This window comes from Mycolicibacter longobardus (assembly GCF_002102265.1).
Lineage (GTDB): Bacteria > Actinomycetota > Actinomycetes > Mycobacteriales > Mycobacteriaceae > Mycobacterium > Mycobacterium longobardum.
Genome location: NZ_LQPG01000030.1, coordinates 137,808 through 155,773 on the forward strand (window position 1 = coordinate 137,808; position 17,966 = coordinate 155,773).

The following is a 17,966-nucleotide window of genomic DNA, read 5'->3' on the forward strand; positions in this document are numbered from 1 at the left end:
CGGTATCAGTAGCGCACTACTGCAATCCCGCCCGGCTCCCGGGCAGCACTACTGAGTGGTGGCCTTGCGGGGCTGCAGGGCGGCGAGTTCGTCGCGGCTGGTGGTGCCCGTCTTCGCCATGGCTCGGTAGATATGGCTCTCGACCGTGCGCACGGACAGCGTCAGCCGCTCGCCGATCGCCCGGTTGGACAGTCCCGCTCCGATCAACGCCACGATCTCGCGTTCACGATCGGTCAGCGGCAACGGCTCCGCGGCTTGATCGAGCGCGGGGGTGTAGAGGCCTCCGCATTGTTCGGCCAGGACGGCGGCGCGGGTCGCGCATCCCAACGCCGTGCCCCGCAGGTCTTGGCGGCGATACGCGAGCGCGGCCTGGGCGATGGCATCGACTGCGGCGACGAGATCGCCGATGCGCTCGAAATCCTCGGACACCATGACCAATTCAGGTCCGCTGCCCTCGCGTAGCGCGGCGGCGAACCGGGCCGCGATGCCGACGCGCGGCCCCTCGACGATCTCTTCGAGCTCGCGCAGACGCGGTGCGCTCGAACTGTCGCCGAACTGCGTGGCGGTCTGCAGGCACATCACCTCCGCCGCGAATTGTCCGTCAGCCCTGGCTCGTTCTGCAGCCGACAACACCACGGCGATCGCCTCGCTGACGGCGCCCTGGCCGGCGGCCACCCACGCGCGGGCCAGGCCGCGCTCATAGTCGAGCAACCGGAACGGGCGTCGCTGCCCGTCGAGATCATCAAGCGCCGCGGCGGCCTCAGCGGCTGAACCACGCATGGCCAGCGCGGCGATGCGCGGAACGCGATAGCGGTATCCCCAGCCGGTGACGTGGCCGCCGCCCGAAAAACCCCCTGCCGCCTGTTCCAGCAGAAGACCTGCGGTGTCGAGGCGCCCGCCGCCCAGCGCCGCACGGCCCGCCACCGCAGCGCCGAGCAACTGCGCCGCGCCCGGCAGATCGGCCGCCTGCCGACGCACCCGCTCAGCCACATCAACGGCGTCGCTGACCCGGCCCGCCAACACCAGGGCGCTGACGTGCGCGTCGGCGATGTTGAACATCATGTGCGGGGCGTCCAACGAACGGACCGCAACGGCGTACCCTGCTTCCGCGGCGGCCAGGGCCTCCGTCACACGCCCTGCATCCGCGAAAATGGCGGTGCGCACCCAGGCGATCTCCGCGCCCACAACGGGCGGCAGGTCTTCCAGGTCAAGATGCTCGAAAGCCCGCCGCGCCGAATCCAGTTGATCCGTCGCAAACCAGTACACCGCCAGAAAGGCGTCGACATAGTTGCGGGCCTGCGGCGGCACGGTGCTCGCGGCGGCGTCGATGAACTCCTTCGCGCGCGCGGGCTCACCAAGGGCCCAGAGCATGTTGCTGGCCCGCAAGAACGCCAGCCTGCCGCGGTCGCGATCAGTCAAGTCGCTGCCCCGGACCGCAGCCAGCACCGCGTCGGCCTGCTCGCCCTGGCCCAGCCAGGACAGCGCGTGTGCGGAGACAAAACTCGACTCCGGTCCGGCTCCGGCTCGGATGGCTGCCTGCGCGAGCCGGTTGGCGAGGGCCAGATCCGCCAGCCAGACCGCGCCACTGGCTGCCCGGGCGTACAGCTCGGCGTCCGGCTCCAGGTCCGAATCAACGGTCAGACTGGCGCGACGCACCACCGCCGCGATGTCGTCGCGGTCCTCGGATGCGGCGAGTTCGGCCGCGACCAGCCCGCGCAACCGCCGGAGCCGAGTGGTCGCCGCACGACTGCGGCGAACCTCGCCGTAGAGCGGGTGCGCCAGCCGCACCTCTGCACCGCCAGTGGAGGTCTCGATCGTGATCAGGCCGCGAATGTCGGCCTCTTCGACGGCGGCCGGACCGGTGATTCGCGTCAGGGCCGCCAAGCCGATCGGCTCTCCGACAGCCAGCACATCGATCACGTCGCTGACCGACTCGGGCAACGATCCGATACGGGGTTCGATGAATCCGGCGAGACTGGGCGGGATGACCGGATCCCCGATCCAGCGCCAGTACCCGTGCTGCCGCACGATTCGGCCGTCGGCCACCTCATGTTCGACGATGTTGCGAAGATACAGCACATTGCCGCGGGTGAGCTTCCACAGCCGTTGAGCCGCATCGGAATCCACCGGGCCACCCAAGGTCGCCGACAGCAGCCCGGCGGTTTCGTCGAGCGACAATGGCTGCAGGTCAAGCCGCTCAAAGCGCCCGGCCGCCCAGATCTCTTGCACGGCAGCAGGAATCGATTCGCCATCACGAACGGTCAGAACCACCTTCGCCAGGCCCCGTTGCACGATCTGATGCACGACAAACGCGGACAGATCATCGATCAGATGCACATCGTCGACACCCACCACCGCGGCGCCCGCCGTCAGCGCCTCGATCACCCCGCGCAGCAACTGAACCGTATCGGCGACACCCGACGGTGCCCACGCGGCGAACACACCGAGCGGGACGCTCCGCGCCGAAGATGTGCAGATCGCCCACCGCACTTCGCACCCCTGCGACACAGCGGCCGACAGCATCTCACGGCAGATCCGGCTCTTCCCCACCCCTGCTGCGCCGCAGACCACCGCCCCGGACACATCCGGAGCCGAAAAGGCAGTTTGGAGCGTCTGCATCTCCTCGGAGCGGCCGGTCAGGGGCCACGACAGCCGCAGGCCGCTCACATCATGTCCTCGGCCATCGCGATGTGGCCTTCATAGCCGACCTCGGTGGCTCTCATGCGGTACCGGTGAGCCAAGTCGCGGTAGCCGACCTCGTCGCCCTTGGCGCGCGCCAACAAGGCGCGCATTCGCAGCAACGGAATCTCGAGCAGTGCGTACCCGGGATCGGTAGGCACGGCTGCCAATCGGTCGATGGCGGCCTGCGCCTCGGCGAGGTCTGCCGCGGTCGCGCGCTGCAGCAGCGATTCCACGAAGACCCTGACCGCCTCGCCGCGCGCGATCATGTCACCCACATCGAACAGGTAGTCAACGGCAGCGCGCGCGGTTTGGATGGCACCGTCGAAATCCCCGATGCGGGCCTTCTCCCGGGCCAGCTCGGTGTCGAAAAACCGCACGCTGCCTTGTACATACCCGTGCCGCCGATACGCGTCACGGTACTGCGCGAGCAGCGCCATACCGGCCTCACGTTGCGGACCGTCCTGATGGACCAGGACCAGCCCGCGGGTCAGCAGGGCCGTGTCCACCGCGTAGTCGTCGCCGGAATGCTCGGCCATCGCCAGGGCTTCGGCGGTATCCCGGTCTGCTGCCGCGTCGGGCAGCAACACCCGGGAATGAACGGCGAAGCCGTACTTGGCCAATACGGCGGACACGAAGGTCCGCACGTCCACGTCGTGAGCCATCTTCGTCGCCTCGTCGAGGTCTTCTTTCCAGTCCGGGAGCCCAAGGCAATAGCGGCAGGAGCCGCGGAACATGAGCGCGATCACCAGCGGCGATCCGATCAACAGGTTGCCCTTGGTGGGGTCGCCGTCAGCCAGCTCGATGATGCGTTCGGCCAACCGCAGGCACTCGAGTGCCTCGCCGGCCTGCACTTTGATATTGCCCGGCGCGATGGCGAGCGCGACCATCAGCATGGGGTCCCCGATCGACTCAAGCAGGCGGACGCAGTCCGACGCGACGCGTGAGGCGTCGATGTACCGGCTGTGGAATATCAGCGCTGTCATCAAGCCGGCCATGCCGATCGCCAGCGACACCTGGTCACCGGACGCCGTACAGAGTTCACGCAACTCATCGAATCCGGTGTCGGCGACGGTGCCACTGACCCAGGAAGTGCTGCCGCACAGCAGGGTTCGCGGGGAGATCCGCATCGACGAACGGTCGGGATCGTTGACGGGCAACCGGTCGGCGACTGCGCGGGCGCGTTCCCAACTGACGCGCGCGGCGCGGATGTCGCGGTGTTGCGCCCACGCCCCGGCGCGCATGTGCCAGCCGAACGCGGCGTGCAGGTCGTCGGCGGCCTCGAGATGTTCGGCGATCATTGCGGCGTTCTCATCGAGCGCATCTGGATGGCTTTGCTCGATGGCGGAGGCCAACCGCCGATGAAGTGTTGCACGCTGCGATTTCAGCTGTGATTCATAGGCCACGATACGGATCAGAGGGTGGTGAAACGCGTACTCGGCTTGCGGGCTGAACCGCACCTGGTCGACGAGTTCCGCTGCGAGCAGAGGAGCGATCTGTGCCTCACCATCCAGTGATGCCAACTGCGCGGCGTCGAACCGCAACCCGATCACCGCGGCGGTTTGCAGGGTCCGTTTGACCGCCGGGTCGAGCCGGTCGATGCGGGAGGCGATGGTGGCCTGCACCGTTGCCGGCACGACGAGCTCGGCATCACCGACCATGCAGGCATAACGACCGGGAGACCCGGTCAGCACACCGCGCTCGGCCAGATCGCGCACCATCTCCTCGGCGAAAAGCGGGTTACCGGCGGCTCGATCGGCGACCCGCCCGCACAGCGCTGCCGCCGACGGGTCTGATCCGATCAGTTCGGCGGCCAGCACGGCTGTCTGCGAGGAGTTCAGGGGCCCGAGGTGAATCGTCTGCGAACTCGCGACGCTGGCCAGCGCCCCGTGATATTCGGGCCGATAGGTGATCAACACCAGCGATGGGGTCTGCCGGGTCACGCCGAGCAGATCCGCCAGCAACGCATCGCTGACCTCGTCGATCCAATGCGCATCCTCCACGACATAGACCGCCGGGGTGGTGCGCGCCAGCGAGACGGCGTTGACCAATCGCGTCACCCGGCGCCGCCGGGCGTCGGGGTCGATGGCAGGCAACGCGACCCCACTGCCGCGAATGCCGAGTAGATCTTCGAGCAGCAGCAGGTCCTCCGGATCCGCATCAGGCGCACGCTCCTCGATTCGGGCGCGCGCCGATTCGTCGTCGAGATGCTCTATTCCCAGCACGGTGCGCAGCAGCGAAGTCGCCGTGTAGAACGGGATCTCACGCGCATGGGACTCACAGTAGGCGGCGAATACCTCAACGCCGCGGCTCCGCGCCAGGGCACTGACCTCTCGGACGATCCTGCTCTTACCGATGCCGGGAGGTCCGGTGACACCCACTACGCAGCCGGTCCCGGCGATCGACTCATCCAGGATGCCTCTGAGCGCGCCCACCTCCCAGGACCGTCCAACCAGCGTCGAATCCGGGCGGGGGGTATGCCGGAGCTCCGGGGACACCCCCAGCAACCGCCGCACGGACACCGGCTCGGCGGCCCCCTTGATCCGAACCAGCTCGGGCTCGCCCAAGGCGGCGACGTGTTGCACCAGTCGGGCCGTCGACTCGCTGAGCATCACACCGCCGGGCGGCGCCACCGACTCCATCCGCTGCGCGAGACCGACCTGCTCGCCGATCGCCGTGTAGCTGTGCACCGCGGAGCCGAGTTCCCCGGCAACCACCTCCCCGGAGTTCAGCCCCACCCGCAGCGCCAAGCTGAGACCGTCGGCGCGGGCCACCTCCGCGGCCAGTGGCTGAGCTTGCTGCTGAATCTCCAACGCCGCCAGGCACCCCCGCAACGCGTGGTCCTCCAACGCCACCGGCGCACCGAACACCGCCATGACGGCGTCGCCGATGAACTTCTCCACCACCCCGCCGTAGCGCTGCACCACGGCGGCGCACCGATCGAACAGCTCGGCCATGATCTCGCGCAGCCGCTCGGCGCCCACCGCCGCCGCGAGATCCATCGAATGCACCACGTCGGCGAACAACACCGTCACCTGCTTGTACTCAGCGGGTCGGTGAAGATCCGCCGCGACGGGCGCACCGCATTCGAAGCAGAACTTGGCCTTGGCCTGCAATTCGGTCGCGCACGCGATGCAGGCAGTCATGTCATCGCCTCGGCGGCCGCTAAATGACCCTCAAACCCAAGTTCGGCAGCCAGCTCCCGGTAGCGGTCTGCGAAACCCCGGTAGCCGCCGGCATCGCCTCGCGCCTGGGCCAACAACGCCCGAAGCCGCAGCAGGGTGAGGTCACGCAACACGAAGTCATCGGGCAGCGGAGCGGCCGCCAGCCTGTCGATGACACCTTGGGCTTCGTCGAGATCGCCGCTGTGACCGCGCTCAACCAATAGGGTGCCCAGCACTCCGGTCGCCGTGGTGCAGTACCCGAGCTGTCCGGCAGCAAAGCTGTTGTCGAGCGCGCCGCGAACCAACGGTATCGCCTGATCGTGATCCCCTCGCCTGCCCAAAGCCAGCCCCGTCCAGGTGTCGGCGACGCGAAGCTCTGACAACGAGAATCGGCCCTGTGCGCACATCTCGCGGAACTGCGCCAGCAGCTCGAGCGCCCGCTCGTCATCCGGTGGGTCCTGGTGCAGCAGGGCGGTTATCTGGCACCGTCTGGCTATGCCGAGAGTGGTGTCATCTGCGGATCTCTCCGCCACACTCAGCGCTTGATCGATTTCCCACCGCACGTTGTCGTCGACCGACAGCGCCCCGCCCAGAATCGCCAAGCTGTAGGTAAACGCGACGCAGATGGCGTATGACAGCGGGTCGGCGCTGCGCGCCTCCGCGATGGCACGGTCGAAGTCTTCCCGCCACCCGTCACGGCCCAATGTCCACCGAGCCAAGCCCCTGGCCGCCCAGGCGAGCGCCAGCGGTGACCCGACAACGAAATTCCCTTTGGTGGGGTCGCCGTCGGCGAGGTCGATGACTTGTTGCGACCACCGCAGAACATCTGTCATCTCGCCGGTGCCGATCTTGGCTACCATCCCTGTCCAAGCCAATCCAACGATCAGCATCGGATCGCCGATCGACTCGAGGAGTGCCATCTGTTCGGATGCCGCCTGCGATGCGGCGCGGATCCGGTCGTGAAAATAATGTTCACCGACCAGCCCGGCCATCGCCACGGCCAGTGATGCCTTGTCGCCAGCAGCCGAACACAACTGTTGCAGTTCATCGAATCTGGCTCCGCCGACAGCGATTCCGCTGCGGAACCCGCTGGCGCAGATAAGCGTTCTCGGAGCGATGCGCATCGCCTGTCGGTCCGGACCATCCTCGGCCAACGCATCAGCTATCAGGCGGGCCCGCTCCCAACTCGCCTGCGCCGCAGAGATATCGCGATTGGTCGACCAGGCGCCGGCTCGCATATGCCAGGCATATGCGGCACGCGAGTCACCGGCGGCTTCCAGATGCTCGGCGATCAAGGCGGCGTTGGCATCGGCGGCGGCGGGGTCATGCGCTTCGATGACAGCTCCCAGACGCCGGTGCAGGACGGCGCGGTCGGCCTTGAGCTGCGACTCGTATGCGACGGTGCGGACCAGGGGGTGATGGAAGGCGTACTCGGCGCGCGGAGTGAACCTGACCTGTTCGATCAACTCGGTCTGCACAAGCTCATCGAACAACGGGTCGATTCCCAGATCGGTCAACAACTCCGCGCCGAACTGGGATCCGATGACCGACGCCGCGCGCAGTGTCTGCTTGGCGGCCGGTGCCAGCCGGTCGATCCGGGCGGCAATGGTGGCCTGCAAAGTGGCAGGCACGCTGACCGCCTCGGGCGCCTCGCGAAGCCGGTAGCCGCCGCGCGGTCCCTGCAACACTCCCCGTTCGGCGAGATCACGCACGATCTCCTGGGCGAAGAACGGATTACCAGCGGTGCGCTCGGCGATCACGCCGACCAGCGGGACAACCGATGAATCCCGGCCGAGCAACTCGGTGATCAACACAGCCGATTCCGAATCGGGCAGCGGGGCAAGGGATATCTTCTGTGCACCGGCCAGCCGGGACAACGCGCCACGGTATTCGGGGCGGTACGTGATCACCACCAACGATCGGGTACGCGGGATCACCGCCATGAAGTCGGCCAGCATCGACTCGCTGACGTCGTCGATCCAATGCGCGTCCTCGATGACATAGACCCGCGGCGACGTCCGGGCCAGCGCCGTCGTACCGACCAGTGCGGTCAACCGCCGCCGCCGTGCGTCCGGTGCGATCTGCATCGGGTTGACGCCGGGATCGGCTATGCCCAGCAGATCGTCGAACAGCAACAGATCCTGCTCATCGGCATCGACGAATCTGGCTCGCAACTCCTGCCGAGCGGCGCTGCGGTCCAGATCGGCCACCCCGGTGGCCGCGCGCAACAGCGCCGCGACGACGTGGAACGGAATGTCCCTGGCGTGCGCCTCACACACCGCGGTCACCACCTCGACACCACGGCCTGCCGCGATAGCACCGACTTCACGGGCCAGGCGGCTCTTGCCGATCCCGGGCGGCCCGACCACACCGACCACCCCACCGGCGCCGTCGACGGCGCGTTCCAGCATCCCCGCCACGGCCGTCATCTCCCAGCGCCGGCCAACCAGCCTCGATTCGGCGCGCCCGCACACACCGGAATCCCGCGCCAACCCGAGCAGCCGGCGCACCCGCACCGGCTCGACGGCGCCTTTGATACGCACCAGCTCCGGCTCACCCAGCACGGCAACGTCTTCGACCAACCTCGCCGTGGACGCGCTGAGCATCACCCCGCCGGGTGGTGCCACCGACTCCATCCGCTGCGCCATCCCGACCTGCTCGCCGATCGCGGTGTAGCTACCCGGTCCCGACCCGATCTCACCGGCGACCACCTCACCCGAGTTCAAACCAATCCGCAGCTGCAGTGCAACGTCCTGCACCGCCTGAATCTCCAACGCCGCCAGGCACCCCCGATACGCGTGGTCCTCCAACGACACCGGAGCCCCGAACACCGCCATGATCCCGTCACCGGTGAACTTGTCCAACGTCCCGCCGTAGCGCCGCACCACCGCCGCGCACCGGTCGAACAATTGCGCCATGATCTCGCGCAGCCGCTCGGCGCCCACCGCCGCCGCGATGTCCATCGAATGCACCACGTCGGCGAACAACACCGTCACCTGCTTGAATTCAGCCGGTGCCGCGGCAACCGTGATCGGCGAACCGCACGAGTGACAGAACTGTGCGTTCGCCAGTAGTTCCGTGCCGCACGTGCGGCACGTAGTTGCCGTTCTCATCCCGACGCTGCCGATCCGCGAGACCCACTCGCTCGGGCCAAGAATAAGCTTTTCTGCTGCTAGTTGAGCTTTTTTGCGTGATCGTCACCGCGGCCGGGCCATGAGCCAGTTTGTTCCGAACGGCTATGCAGACCACGCTTTCACGGCAAGATCGCGCTAGTTGAGGAGGTACTCGGTGGAAACGGTTCTGGTCACCGGCGCATTCGGTCTGGTCGGTTCGGCGGTGGTGCGACAGTTGGCGGCCGACGGACGGCCCGTTGTCGCGACCGACCTCGACATTCCGGCCAACCGCAAGGCCGTTGCCGCCCTGCCCGCGTCGGTGCAGGTGCGCTACGCCGACCTGACCGATGCCGCGGCGGTCGACGCCCTGGTCGGATCCGTTCGGCCCCGGGCGATCATTCACCTGGCCGCGGTGATCCCGCCGTTCATCTACACGCGCCGTGACCTGGCACAAAAGGTCAATGTCGATGCCACCAGGCACCTGCTGGCGGCGGCGGCCCAGCCGGAACCGTCGAGCCTCGCCAAACCGCCGCGCTTCGTGCTGGCCTCCAGCATCGCGGTGTACGGGTCACGCAACCCGTACACGGTCTCCGGCGTCCTGACCGCCGACACCCCGACCAAGCCGGCAGACGTCTACGGCGACCACAAAGTTCAGGCCGAGCAGCTGGTTCGAGACTCCGAGTTGGACTGGGTGATCCTGCGGCTGGGCGGGGTGCTCACCGTCGACCCGGGCTCCTACATGAAGCTCGACAACCTGTATTTCGAGCAACTGCTCCCCACCGACGGCCGGTTGCAGACCGTCGACGTCCGCGACGTCGCGTCCGCATTCGTCGCGGCCACCACCGCACCCGTCGTCGGTGAGACCCTGTTGATCGGCGGCGACGACACGCACCGTCAGGTCCAGGGCGCCGTCGCCCCGGCCATGGCCGCCGCGATGGGCTTGGTCAACGGTCTGCCCCCCGGGTTGCCGGGCAACCCCGACCGCGACGAGGACTGGTTCAACACCGACTGGATGGATTCCCGTCGCGCCCAGGAGGCACTGGGCTTCCAGCACCACTCGTGGCCCGACATGCTGGCCGAGACGGCGGCGCGGACCGGCGTACAGCGGTACTTTTTGCGCATGGTCGCGCCACTGGCCCGGGTCGTGCTGCGGATGCGCGCCCCCTACCACCGCACCGGCAGGACGTTCGCAGACCCGTGGGGAGCCATCGCCGACAAGTGGAACGACCCACGCCCGTGAACCAGGACTTCACCCTCAACCAACGACGCGCCCTGGCGGTGTTCACCGTCATCGCGCTGGCATTCGGCGCCTACTTCCTACGCACCTACTTCGTGCTGATCGTGGTGGCCGCGGTGGGCGCCTACCTGTTCACCCCGCTGTTCCGCGCGCTCTGCCGACGGGTGCCTACCGGCCTGGCGGCCACCGGGACGCTGTTGGCCGCGCTGATCGCCGTGATCGTCCCGGTCAGCCTGTCGGTCTTCTTGGCCGTTGTGCAGATCTCCCGCACCGCCGGCGACGTGGCGGAGTGGGTGCAGGCCGCCGACCCCACTGCGCTGGGTGACAAGGCGCTGAAGTTCGCCAACGGCCTGCTGGCCCGAGTGCCGTTCGTGCACGTGGAATTGACCATGGACTCACTGCGTGAGGCGATGGTGAACGTGGCACAGAAGGGCGGCGAGCTGCTGCTGCATGTGCTGCAGGGCGCTGTGGGTGGTGTGGTCGGCGCGATCACCTCGGCGATCATCTTTCTCTACGTGTTCCTCGCGCTGTTGACCCACCGCGAGGAGGTTCAGACCCTGATCCGCCAGCTCAACCCGCTCGGCCCCGAGGTCACCGACCTTTATCTGGCCAAGATGGGTTCGATGGTGCGCGGCACCGTCGGCGGGCAGTTCGTCATCGCGTTCTGTCAGGGAGTGGCCGGCGCCGCGTCCATCTACATCGCCGGGTTTCACCAGGCGTTCTTCATCTTCGCGATCCTGCTGACCGCACTGTCGATCATCCCGCTCGGCGGGGGCATCGTGACCATGCCGTTCGGCATCGGCATGGCGCTGTTCGGCAACGTCGCCGGCGGATTGTTCGTGTTCTTCTTCCACCTGATCGTGGTGACCAACATCGACAACTTCCTGCGCCCGATGCTGGTGCCACGCGACGCCCGGCTCAATTCGGCGCTGATGCTGCTGGCCGTCTTCGCCGGGATCGGCATGTTCGGTTTCTGGGGCATCGTGATCGGGCCGGTGCTGATGATCATCATCGTCACCACCATCGACGTCTACCTGGCCGTCTACCACGGTGTGGAGTTGCAGACCCACGACGACGAGCCGAAGGCGCGGCGGCGAATCCCACTGCCGCGCATTCTCGCCCGCTACTTGCCGGGACGCGCCGAGCAGGCGGCGCAGTAGTCCCCTACCGGGTCGCCGGCAGCGGTGCCTGCGATTGGGTAGCCGCCGCCAGAACCCGGAACAGCTCAGGCCCGCCCGCGCCGGTGATCGCGAGCTGGGCCGCGCCGGCCTTGGCCGCCAGCCGGGTGGTCCACACCGGGTCGCCGTCGCCTTGGTACACCACCCAGCGAGTGCCGTCGACGTCCTCGGTACCGGTCGGGTGCAGACCGGGCTGAATCGCGGCGACCAGGGCGACCTCATCGGCGTTGCTCTGGGTCAGGCTGACATACCTGCCGGTCGGGCCGAGGTAGCCGACCCGGGAGGTCACCGCACGCAGTCGCTGGCCCGACGGGCCGGTCCGCCCGTCGGTGATGCTGCCGCGGCTGCCGGAGTTGGGCTGCCAGCCTTCGGGCAACTGCGGCAACCGGACCGGGAAGCCCAGTGTCTGCGCATCCGCGTTCAGCGCGGCGACGGCGTCGTAAGTCGGCGCCGGTCCCGCGGTGATTCCGCCCGGCCGGAACGAGCACGTCCCGGCCAGACCGGCCAGCGCGACGCAGGCCAGCACCAACGGCACGAGCGACCAGAACATGTCGCGGCCGTCCTGCAACAGGCGCGGTTTGGCCGGCTTGGGCGTCGGCTGAGGCTCAGAGGTCACGCTGCCAGTATCCCAGCTGGGTAGTGCCGATCCGGCTCTGGGAGAATGATCAGCCGTGACTGGCATGACGGGACCATCTCGACGGGAAGCCCCAGACCGCAACCTGGCCTTGGAGCTGGTGCGGGTGACCGAGGCCGGCGCCATGGCCGCCGGCCGGTGGGTGGGCCGCGGAGACAAGGAAGGCGGCGACGGCGCCGCCGTCGACGCCATGCGCGAACTGGTGAACTCGGTGTCGATGCGCGGCGTGGTGGTGATCGGCGAGGGCGAGAAGGACCACGCTCCGATGCTCTACAACGGCGAAGAGGTCGGCAACGGCGACGGCCCGGACTGCGACTTCGCCGTCGACCCCATCGACGGCACCACCCTGATGAGCAAGGGCATGCCCAACGCCATCTCGGTGCTGGCGGTGGCCGAACGCGGCGCGATGTTCGACCCGTCGGCGGTGTTCTACATGAACAAGATCGCCGTCGGCCCCGAGGCCGCTGACGTACTGGACATCACCAAGCCGATCGCCGACAACGTCAACGCGGTGGCCAAGGTCAAGGGCCTGTCCCCCCGGGACATGACCGTGTGCATCCTGGACCGGCCCCGGCACCGTCAACTCATTCACGATGTGCGCGCCACCGGCGCGCGGATCCGGCTGATCACCGACGGCGACGTGGCCGGCGCCATCTCGGCGTGCCGGCCCGACTCGGGCACCGACATGCTCGCCGGGATCGGGGGAACCCCGGAGGGCATCATCGCCGCCGCCGCGATCCGCTGCATGGGCGGCGCGATCCAGGCCCAGTTGGCGCCGACCGACGACGCCGAGCGGCAACGAGCCCTCGATGCCGGTTACGACCTGGATGAAGTGCTGACCACCGAGCACCTGGTCTCCGGCGAGAACGTGTTCTTCTGCGCCACCGGGGTCACCGACGGCGACCTGCTCACGGGCGTGCGCTACTACCCCGGCGGCTGCACCACCCAGTCGATCGTGATGCGCTCCAAGTCCGGCACCGTCCGGATGATCGAGGCGTACCACCGGCTGTCGAAGCTCAACGAGTATTCGGCGGTCGACTTCACCGGCGACGCCCACGCCGCCTATCCCCTGCCCTGACCGTCAACCGAGGACTTAGAACCTATGAGCGAGATCGAATACCGCATCGAACACGACACCATGGGCGAGGTCCGGGTGCCGGTGACCGCGCTGTGGCGCGCGCAGACCCAGCGCGCCGTCGAGAACTTCCCGATCTCCGGGCGCGGCCTGGAGCGCACTCAGATCCGGGCACTGGGCCTGCTCAAGAGCGCCTGCGCGCAGGTGAACGCCGACCTGGGCCTGCTGGACCCGGAGAAGGCCGCGGCGATCAAGGCCGCTGCCGCCGAGATCGCCGACGGCAAGCACGACGACCAGTTCCCCATCGATGTGTTCCAGACCGGTTCGGGTACCAGCTCGAACATGAACACCAACGAGGTGATCGCCTCGATCGCCGCCGCCAACGGTGTCACGGTGCACCCCAACGACGATGTGAACATGTCGCAGTCGTCCAACGACACCTTCCCGACCGCCACCCACATCGCGGCCACCGAAGCCGCGGTGCGCCACCTGATTCCGGCCCTGCAGGTGCTGCATGACGCGCTGGCCGACAAGGCCGCGCAGTGGCGCACCGTGGTGAAGTCGGGCCGCACCCACCTGATGGACGCCGTCCCGGTGACGCTGGGTCAGGAGTTCTCCGGTTACGCCCGCCAGATCGCCGCCGGGATCGAACGCGTACAGGCCACGCTGCCCCGCCTCGGTGAGCTGGCGATCGGCGGCACCGCCGTCGGCACCGGCCTGAACGCCCCGGAAGGCTTCGGCGCCAAGGTGGTCGAGGTGCTGGTCGCCGAGACCGGGATCACCGAGCTGCGCACCGCGGCGAACTCGTTCGAAGCCCAGGCGGCGCGCGACGGCCTGGTCGAGGCGTCGGGGGCGCTGCGCACCATCGCGGTGTCGCTCACCAAGATCGCCAACGACATCCGCTGGATGGGGTCGGGTCCGTTGACCGGGCTGGCCGAGATTCAGCTGCCCGACCTGCAGCCGGGCAGCTCGATCATGCCGGGCAAGGTGAACCCCGTTCTGCCCGAGGCGGTCACCCAGGTCGCCGCGCAGGTGATCGGCAATGACGCGGCGATCGCCTGGGGCGGCGGCAACGGCGCCTTCGAGCTCAACGTCTACATCCCGATGATGGCCCGCAACATGCTGGAGTCCTTCAAGCTGCTGACCAACGTCTCGAAGCTGTTCGCCGAGCGCTGCATCGTCGGACTGGTCGCCAATGAGGAACACCTGCGGGAGCTGGCCGAGTCCAGCCCGTCGATCGTGACGCCGCTGAACTCCGCGATCGGCTACGAGGAGGCCGCCGCGGTGGCCAAGCAGGCCCTCAAGGAGCGCAAGACCATTCGCCAGACCGTGATCGACCGCGGTCTGATCGGTGAGAAGCTGTCGGAGGCGGAGCTGGACCAGCGACTCGATGTGCTGGCGATGGCCAAGGTGGACAAGGGCTGAGCACCGGGCGGGCCTGGCCCGCTGGATCGCCGGTGGGCCGGGCGACGATCACCAAGGTGACTCGTCGTCTTGTCCCCTTCCTGGCGCTGCTCTACTTCGTCAACTACCTGGACCGGGTCAATATCGGCTTTGCCGGGCCCAACGGCATGAACGACGAACTCGGTTTGACCGCGACGATGTTCGGGTTCGTCTCGGGGATCTTCTTCTTCGGTTACCTGTTCCTGGAGATACCCAGCAACATCGCGCTGCACAGGTTCGGTGGCCGGCGCTGGCTGGCACGCATCATGTTGACCTGGGGAATCGTCAGCACCGCAATCGCTTTCGTTCCGAACGCACACACCCTGGCGGTGCTGCGGTTCCTGCTCGGGGTCGCCGAGGCGGGCTTCTTCCCCGGCATCATCCTGTATCTGACGTTCTGGTTTCCCGCCAAGCAGCGCGCACAGGCGGTGTCATTGTTCATGGTGGCGGTACCGGTGTCGACGGCTGTCGGCTCGACTTTGTCCGCGCTCATCATCAACTGGGGGCACGGTGTTTTCGGTCTGGCCGGGTGGCGTTTCATGTTCCTGGTCGAGGGGCTGCCCGCGATAGTTCTCGCGTTCGTGTGCTGGTTCTATCTGACCGACCGCCCTGCTCAGGCACGCTGGCTCGACGCCGACGAAAGGCAGTGGCTGGAAACGACATTGGCAGGCGAGCGCGCGGCGGCCGAGGCAGGTCGACCCTGGCCGCTGAAGAAGGCGCTGAGCCATCCCCGAATCCTGGCACTGGCGTTCGTGTATTTCGGGATCGTCTACGGGTTGTATGCCGTCGGGTTCTTCCTGCCGACCATTGTCGCGGGGTTTCAGCAGCAGTACGGCAGTCACCTGAGCATCATCGGGCGCGGTTTGGTGACGGCCGTGCCCTACGCGGTGGCAGCCGTCGTGATGGTGGCGTGGGCGCGTCACGCGGACCGGACCGGAGAACGTGTCTGGCATGTGGCGATCCCCGCGATCGTCGGCGGGGTGAGCATTCCGGCGGCGCTGTACATGTCCAACCCGTATCTGGCGATGGTCGCGATCACGTTGACCACCTGCTCCATCATGTGCGCCATGCCGGTGTTCTGGGCGCTGCCCTCGACGTTCCTGACCGGCGCGGCGGCGGCCGGGGGCATCGCCTTGATCAACTCACTGGGCAACATCAGCGGCTTCGGCGGCCCGTACGTCACCGGCTGGCTGACCGATCTGACCGGCGACGCCCACGCCGGACTGTGGGTGGTGGGGGCCTTCTTGCTGGCCTCAGCAGCAATGGCGATCCTTCTCGGTGCCACCCCGAAACCGGTACAGGACAGGCAAGTCGCGCCCTAGCGGCTACCAGACCAGCGGCGCCAAGAACTTCTTCGCGTAGGCACGAACCGCCGCCTCGTCGCGCGCGTCGAGCACCGACGTCGGCACCTGAGCGATCGAAGCGGCCAGTCGCACATGCAATTCGGCGGCGGCCACCAGGTCTTCGTCGGGCATGGTGGCCCCGGCGGCACGCAGCGCCTTGGCCATAGCCGTCGACGCGCTGTCCAGGAACACCTCCGCTTCCTGGTACATCCCGGCCATCGTCGGCACACCGGCGTCCAGCCGGAGCAGTTTGCGCACCACCGGGTCGGTGGTGAGCAGCCGTAGCCCGGCGCAGAAAGCGGCCACCGCGGCATCCTGCGGCCCGGAGTCCACCGCGACCGTGCGCAGCTGGACCATGGCCTTGTCGAAGGCCCGCCGGCCCAGTTCGGTGATCAGCACTTCGCGAGTGGGGAACCGCCGGTACAGGGTGCTGCGGCTGACCCCCGCCTGGCGGGCGATGACATCAAGGCTGGCGCGCCCCACCCCCACCAGCCCGACTTCTTCGGCGGCCGCTTTGAGGATGGCCGCCTCTTGTTCGGCGGGGCTCGCGGTACTGCGTCGCGATGTCATCGGCACCAGCGTGTCATCCCATCGGGCAGCCGTCGGGCGGCGCGAAGGATTCCAGCGCCACCGAGCGGTGCAGCTTCACCAGCTTTTCGTACTGCAGCCGGTTGTAGGCCAGCGGCACCAGCACGACCCGATCCGGCAGCACCCGCCACGCCACCTGCAACAACTGCGTGTAGAAGTTGAACTCCGCGTCGTGGCGGGGTTCCCAGCGAAAGCCGGTGAGCTTCCGGACACCGGGGTGCATGATCCCGAACGAACAGATCTTCACCACCCGGCCGGCTCCGGCGCTGACCACCGACCACAGCGGCGCGGCGGCGGCCCGAACCGGGGCCGGCAGCGCCGAGGGCAGCGGCAGCCGGACCAGGCCGGCGGTGACCCGGTCCAGGAACGGGTTGGCCGCCAGCTCGGTCTGGACCATCTCGTCGTAGTACGCGACAGCCTCGGCGTAGGTCGCCGGAAACTTTCCGGACTTTCCGGGCAGTTCGAGGGCACGGAAGGCCTTGACCAGCTGCTGGTAGGCGGCCTCACGCTCGGCGTCGTTCCATTCGATGCCGGTCACCGGAGTGAAGGAATTGAGGGTCACGAACATGCCGCTGACCGCGATCCAGTTCCAGAGGCGAGGGTTGAGCGCGCTGTAGCGGACATCGGCGAAGTCGCCTCTGCCCTGGCCGTGCACGTCGCGGTGCATCCGCTTGAGCCGCTCCCCCTCGGCCGCGCGGTCTTCGGCATCGCCCCAGATCGCAAGCAGCGCAGAGAATCCGCTGCGGATGGCGCGGTCGGTGAAGTTGCTTTCGAAGCGCCCGGTCCTGTCCACCGCGGCGGCTACCGGAACCAGTGCCACCTCGTCGAACGCCGCGGCACCGAACAGACCGGACAAGATACTGCCGGAGTGCCTGCGGAATTGGGCCATCACCTTTGGGCGAACCCGGTTGGCGGGGTCGATGCTGGTGACTTCGCTGGTCGCTGCCGTCATCGGAGGGCCTCCTCGGCTCGTATGACACAAAGACTATATTTTTGTGTCAAAGTGTCAAGAGACCCACGCCGCTAGAAGGGCGGCGGGTCGTCGTCACCGATGCCGGCCGGCAATCGGTGGGACCATGGCGCCCAGGCGGCGTGGTTGGCCCGCCGCGCTTGGCGGGCCTGCCGATTCTGGTTGCGTTCCGAGTTGATTCGGGCCGCGCGGTCTTGGGCGCGGGTGCGTCGGCGACGGGGCATCATCGCGGTGCGGTCACCGCACCGGGCATCCGAGGGCCGTCGCGGTGCCGGCAGGCCCCCGGTGGGCACACACAAACGCGGAAACAACAGTGAACTGCCCGGGGTGGTGACATAGGTCTGCCCCGACGGCGAAGTCAGGATCAGCGTCCCGTCCGGCAACTGCTGGTCCCGCCAGCCCCAAAACGTCTTCACCAAATGATGTGTGCGACAATAACATTTGAGATTCGACCCATGGGTGGCGCCACCATCGCCACGGGGAATCGTGTGGTCGATGTCGCAGTCAACCGCCGGGCGGTCACAACCCGGCCAGCGACAGGT

At 67.7% G+C, this 17,966-nt stretch carries 12 protein-coding genes; 5 read left to right on the forward strand and 7 right to left on the reverse strand.

What is annotated here, in order from left to right:
- Positions 1–48: 48 nt before the first annotated feature.
- Genes AWC16_RS16765 through AWC16_RS16775 form a run of 3 tightly spaced genes read right to left on the reverse strand, consistent with a single transcriptional unit; the run spans position 49 to position 8,956 of the window.
- Entirely contained in the window at positions 49–2,619 is a 2,571-nt protein-coding gene (locus tag AWC16_RS16765; protein WP_207572346.1) for a helix-turn-helix transcriptional regulator, read from the reverse strand.
- A gap of 44 nt (positions 2,620–2,663) precedes the next feature.
- Positions 2,664–5,825 carry an ATP-binding protein gene (locus AWC16_RS16770; protein ID WP_085265870.1) on the reverse strand — a complete coding sequence of 1,054 codons (3,162 nt, stop codon included), beginning with the start codon at positions 5,823–5,825 and terminating at the stop codon, positions 2,664–2,666.
- A complete protein-coding gene (locus tag AWC16_RS16775; protein WP_085265871.1) occupies positions 5,822–8,956 on the reverse strand; it encodes an AAA family ATPase in 3,135 nt (1,044 codons plus the stop codon). Before AWC16_RS16775 ends, AWC16_RS16770 begins: the two co-directional genes overlap by 4 nt.
- A 175-nt stretch (positions 8,957–9,131) precedes the next feature.
- On the opposite strand from AWC16_RS16775, the gene AWC16_RS16780 reads away from it, so the two are divergent.
- Positions 9,132–10,196, forward strand: a complete 1,065-nt coding sequence (locus AWC16_RS16780; protein ID WP_085265872.1) for an NAD-dependent epimerase/dehydratase family protein — start codon at positions 9,132–9,134, stop codon at positions 10,194–10,196.
- Positions 10,193–11,353, forward strand: a complete 1,161-nt coding sequence (locus AWC16_RS16785; RefSeq protein WP_085265873.1) for an AI-2E family transporter — start codon at positions 10,193–10,195, stop codon at positions 11,351–11,353. Before AWC16_RS16780 ends, AWC16_RS16785 begins: the two co-directional genes overlap by 4 nt.
- A 4-nt stretch (positions 11,354–11,357) precedes the next feature.
- Here AWC16_RS16785 and AWC16_RS16790 read toward each other — a convergent pair whose 3' ends face one another.
- Complete coding sequence (locus tag AWC16_RS16790; RefSeq protein WP_207572342.1) at positions 11,358–11,987, reverse strand: DUF4245 domain-containing protein; 630 nt, start codon at positions 11,985–11,987, stop codon at positions 11,358–11,360.
- Positions 11,988–12,051: 64 nt separating this feature from the next.
- Here AWC16_RS16790 and glpX point away from each other — a divergent pair, with 64 nt between their 5' ends.
- The 3 genes from glpX to AWC16_RS16805 are packed head-to-tail and all read left to right on the forward strand — an operon-like array spanning position 12,052 to position 15,845.
- Positions 12,052–13,083 carry a class II fructose-bisphosphatase gene (gene glpX, locus AWC16_RS16795; protein ID WP_207572343.1) on the forward strand — a complete coding sequence of 344 codons (1,032 nt, stop codon included), beginning with the start codon at positions 12,052–12,054 and terminating at the stop codon, positions 13,081–13,083.
- Positions 13,084–13,107: 24 nt separating this feature from the next.
- Positions 13,108–14,505: a class II fumarate hydratase gene (locus AWC16_RS16800; RefSeq protein WP_085265876.1), complete on the forward strand. Its 1,398-nt coding sequence runs from the start codon at positions 13,108–13,110 to the stop codon at positions 14,503–14,505.
- Between the two features lie 56 nt (positions 14,506–14,561).
- Complete coding sequence (locus AWC16_RS16805; RefSeq protein ID WP_085265902.1) at positions 14,562–15,845, forward strand: MFS transporter; 1,284 nt, start codon at positions 14,562–14,564, stop codon at positions 15,843–15,845.
- Positions 15,846–15,848: 3 nt separating this feature from the next.
- Here AWC16_RS16805 and AWC16_RS16810 read toward each other — a convergent pair whose 3' ends face one another.
- From AWC16_RS16810 to AWC16_RS16820, 3 genes are all read right to left on the reverse strand, one after another.
- Positions 15,849–16,436: a TetR/AcrR family transcriptional regulator gene (locus tag AWC16_RS16810; protein WP_085265901.1), complete on the reverse strand. Its 588-nt coding sequence runs from the start codon at positions 16,434–16,436 to the stop codon at positions 15,849–15,851.
- Positions 16,437–16,449: 13 nt separating this feature from the next.
- Entirely contained in the window at positions 16,450–17,406 is a 957-nt protein-coding gene (locus tag AWC16_RS16815) for an oxygenase MpaB family protein (protein ID WP_085265877.1), read from the reverse strand.
- Positions 17,407–17,477: 71 nt separating this feature from the next.
- On the reverse strand, positions 17,478–17,966 hold a 489-nt coding region (locus tag AWC16_RS16820), incomplete at its 5' end, for an HNH endonuclease signature motif containing protein (RefSeq protein WP_133055960.1).

Bases quoted from the DNA above. Each gene is read 5' to 3' on its own strand.
- AWC16_RS16765 (WP_207572346.1), bottom strand. From the start codon at position 2,619: ATGCAGACGCTCCAAACTGCCTTTTCGGCTCCGGATGTGTCCGGGGCG.
- AWC16_RS16800 (WP_085265876.1), top strand. From the start codon at position 13,108: ATGAGCGAGATCGAATACCGCATCGAACACGACACCATGGGCGAGGTC.
- AWC16_RS16775 (WP_085265871.1), bottom strand. From the start codon at position 8,956: ATGAGAACGGCAACTACGTGCCGCACGTGCGGCACGGAACTACTGGCG.
- AWC16_RS16770 (WP_085265870.1), bottom strand. From the start codon at position 5,825: ATGACTGCCTGCATCGCGTGCGCGACCGAATTGCAGGCCAAGGCCAAG.
- glpX (WP_207572343.1), top strand. From the start codon at position 12,052: ATGACGGGACCATCTCGACGGGAAGCCCCAGACCGCAACCTGGCCTTG.
- AWC16_RS16815 (WP_085265877.1), bottom strand. From the start codon at position 17,406: ATGACGGCAGCGACCAGCGAAGTCACCAGCATCGACCCCGCCAACCGG.
- AWC16_RS16810 (WP_085265901.1), bottom strand. From the start codon at position 16,436: ATGACATCGCGACGCAGTACCGCGAGCCCCGCCGAACAAGAGGCGGCC.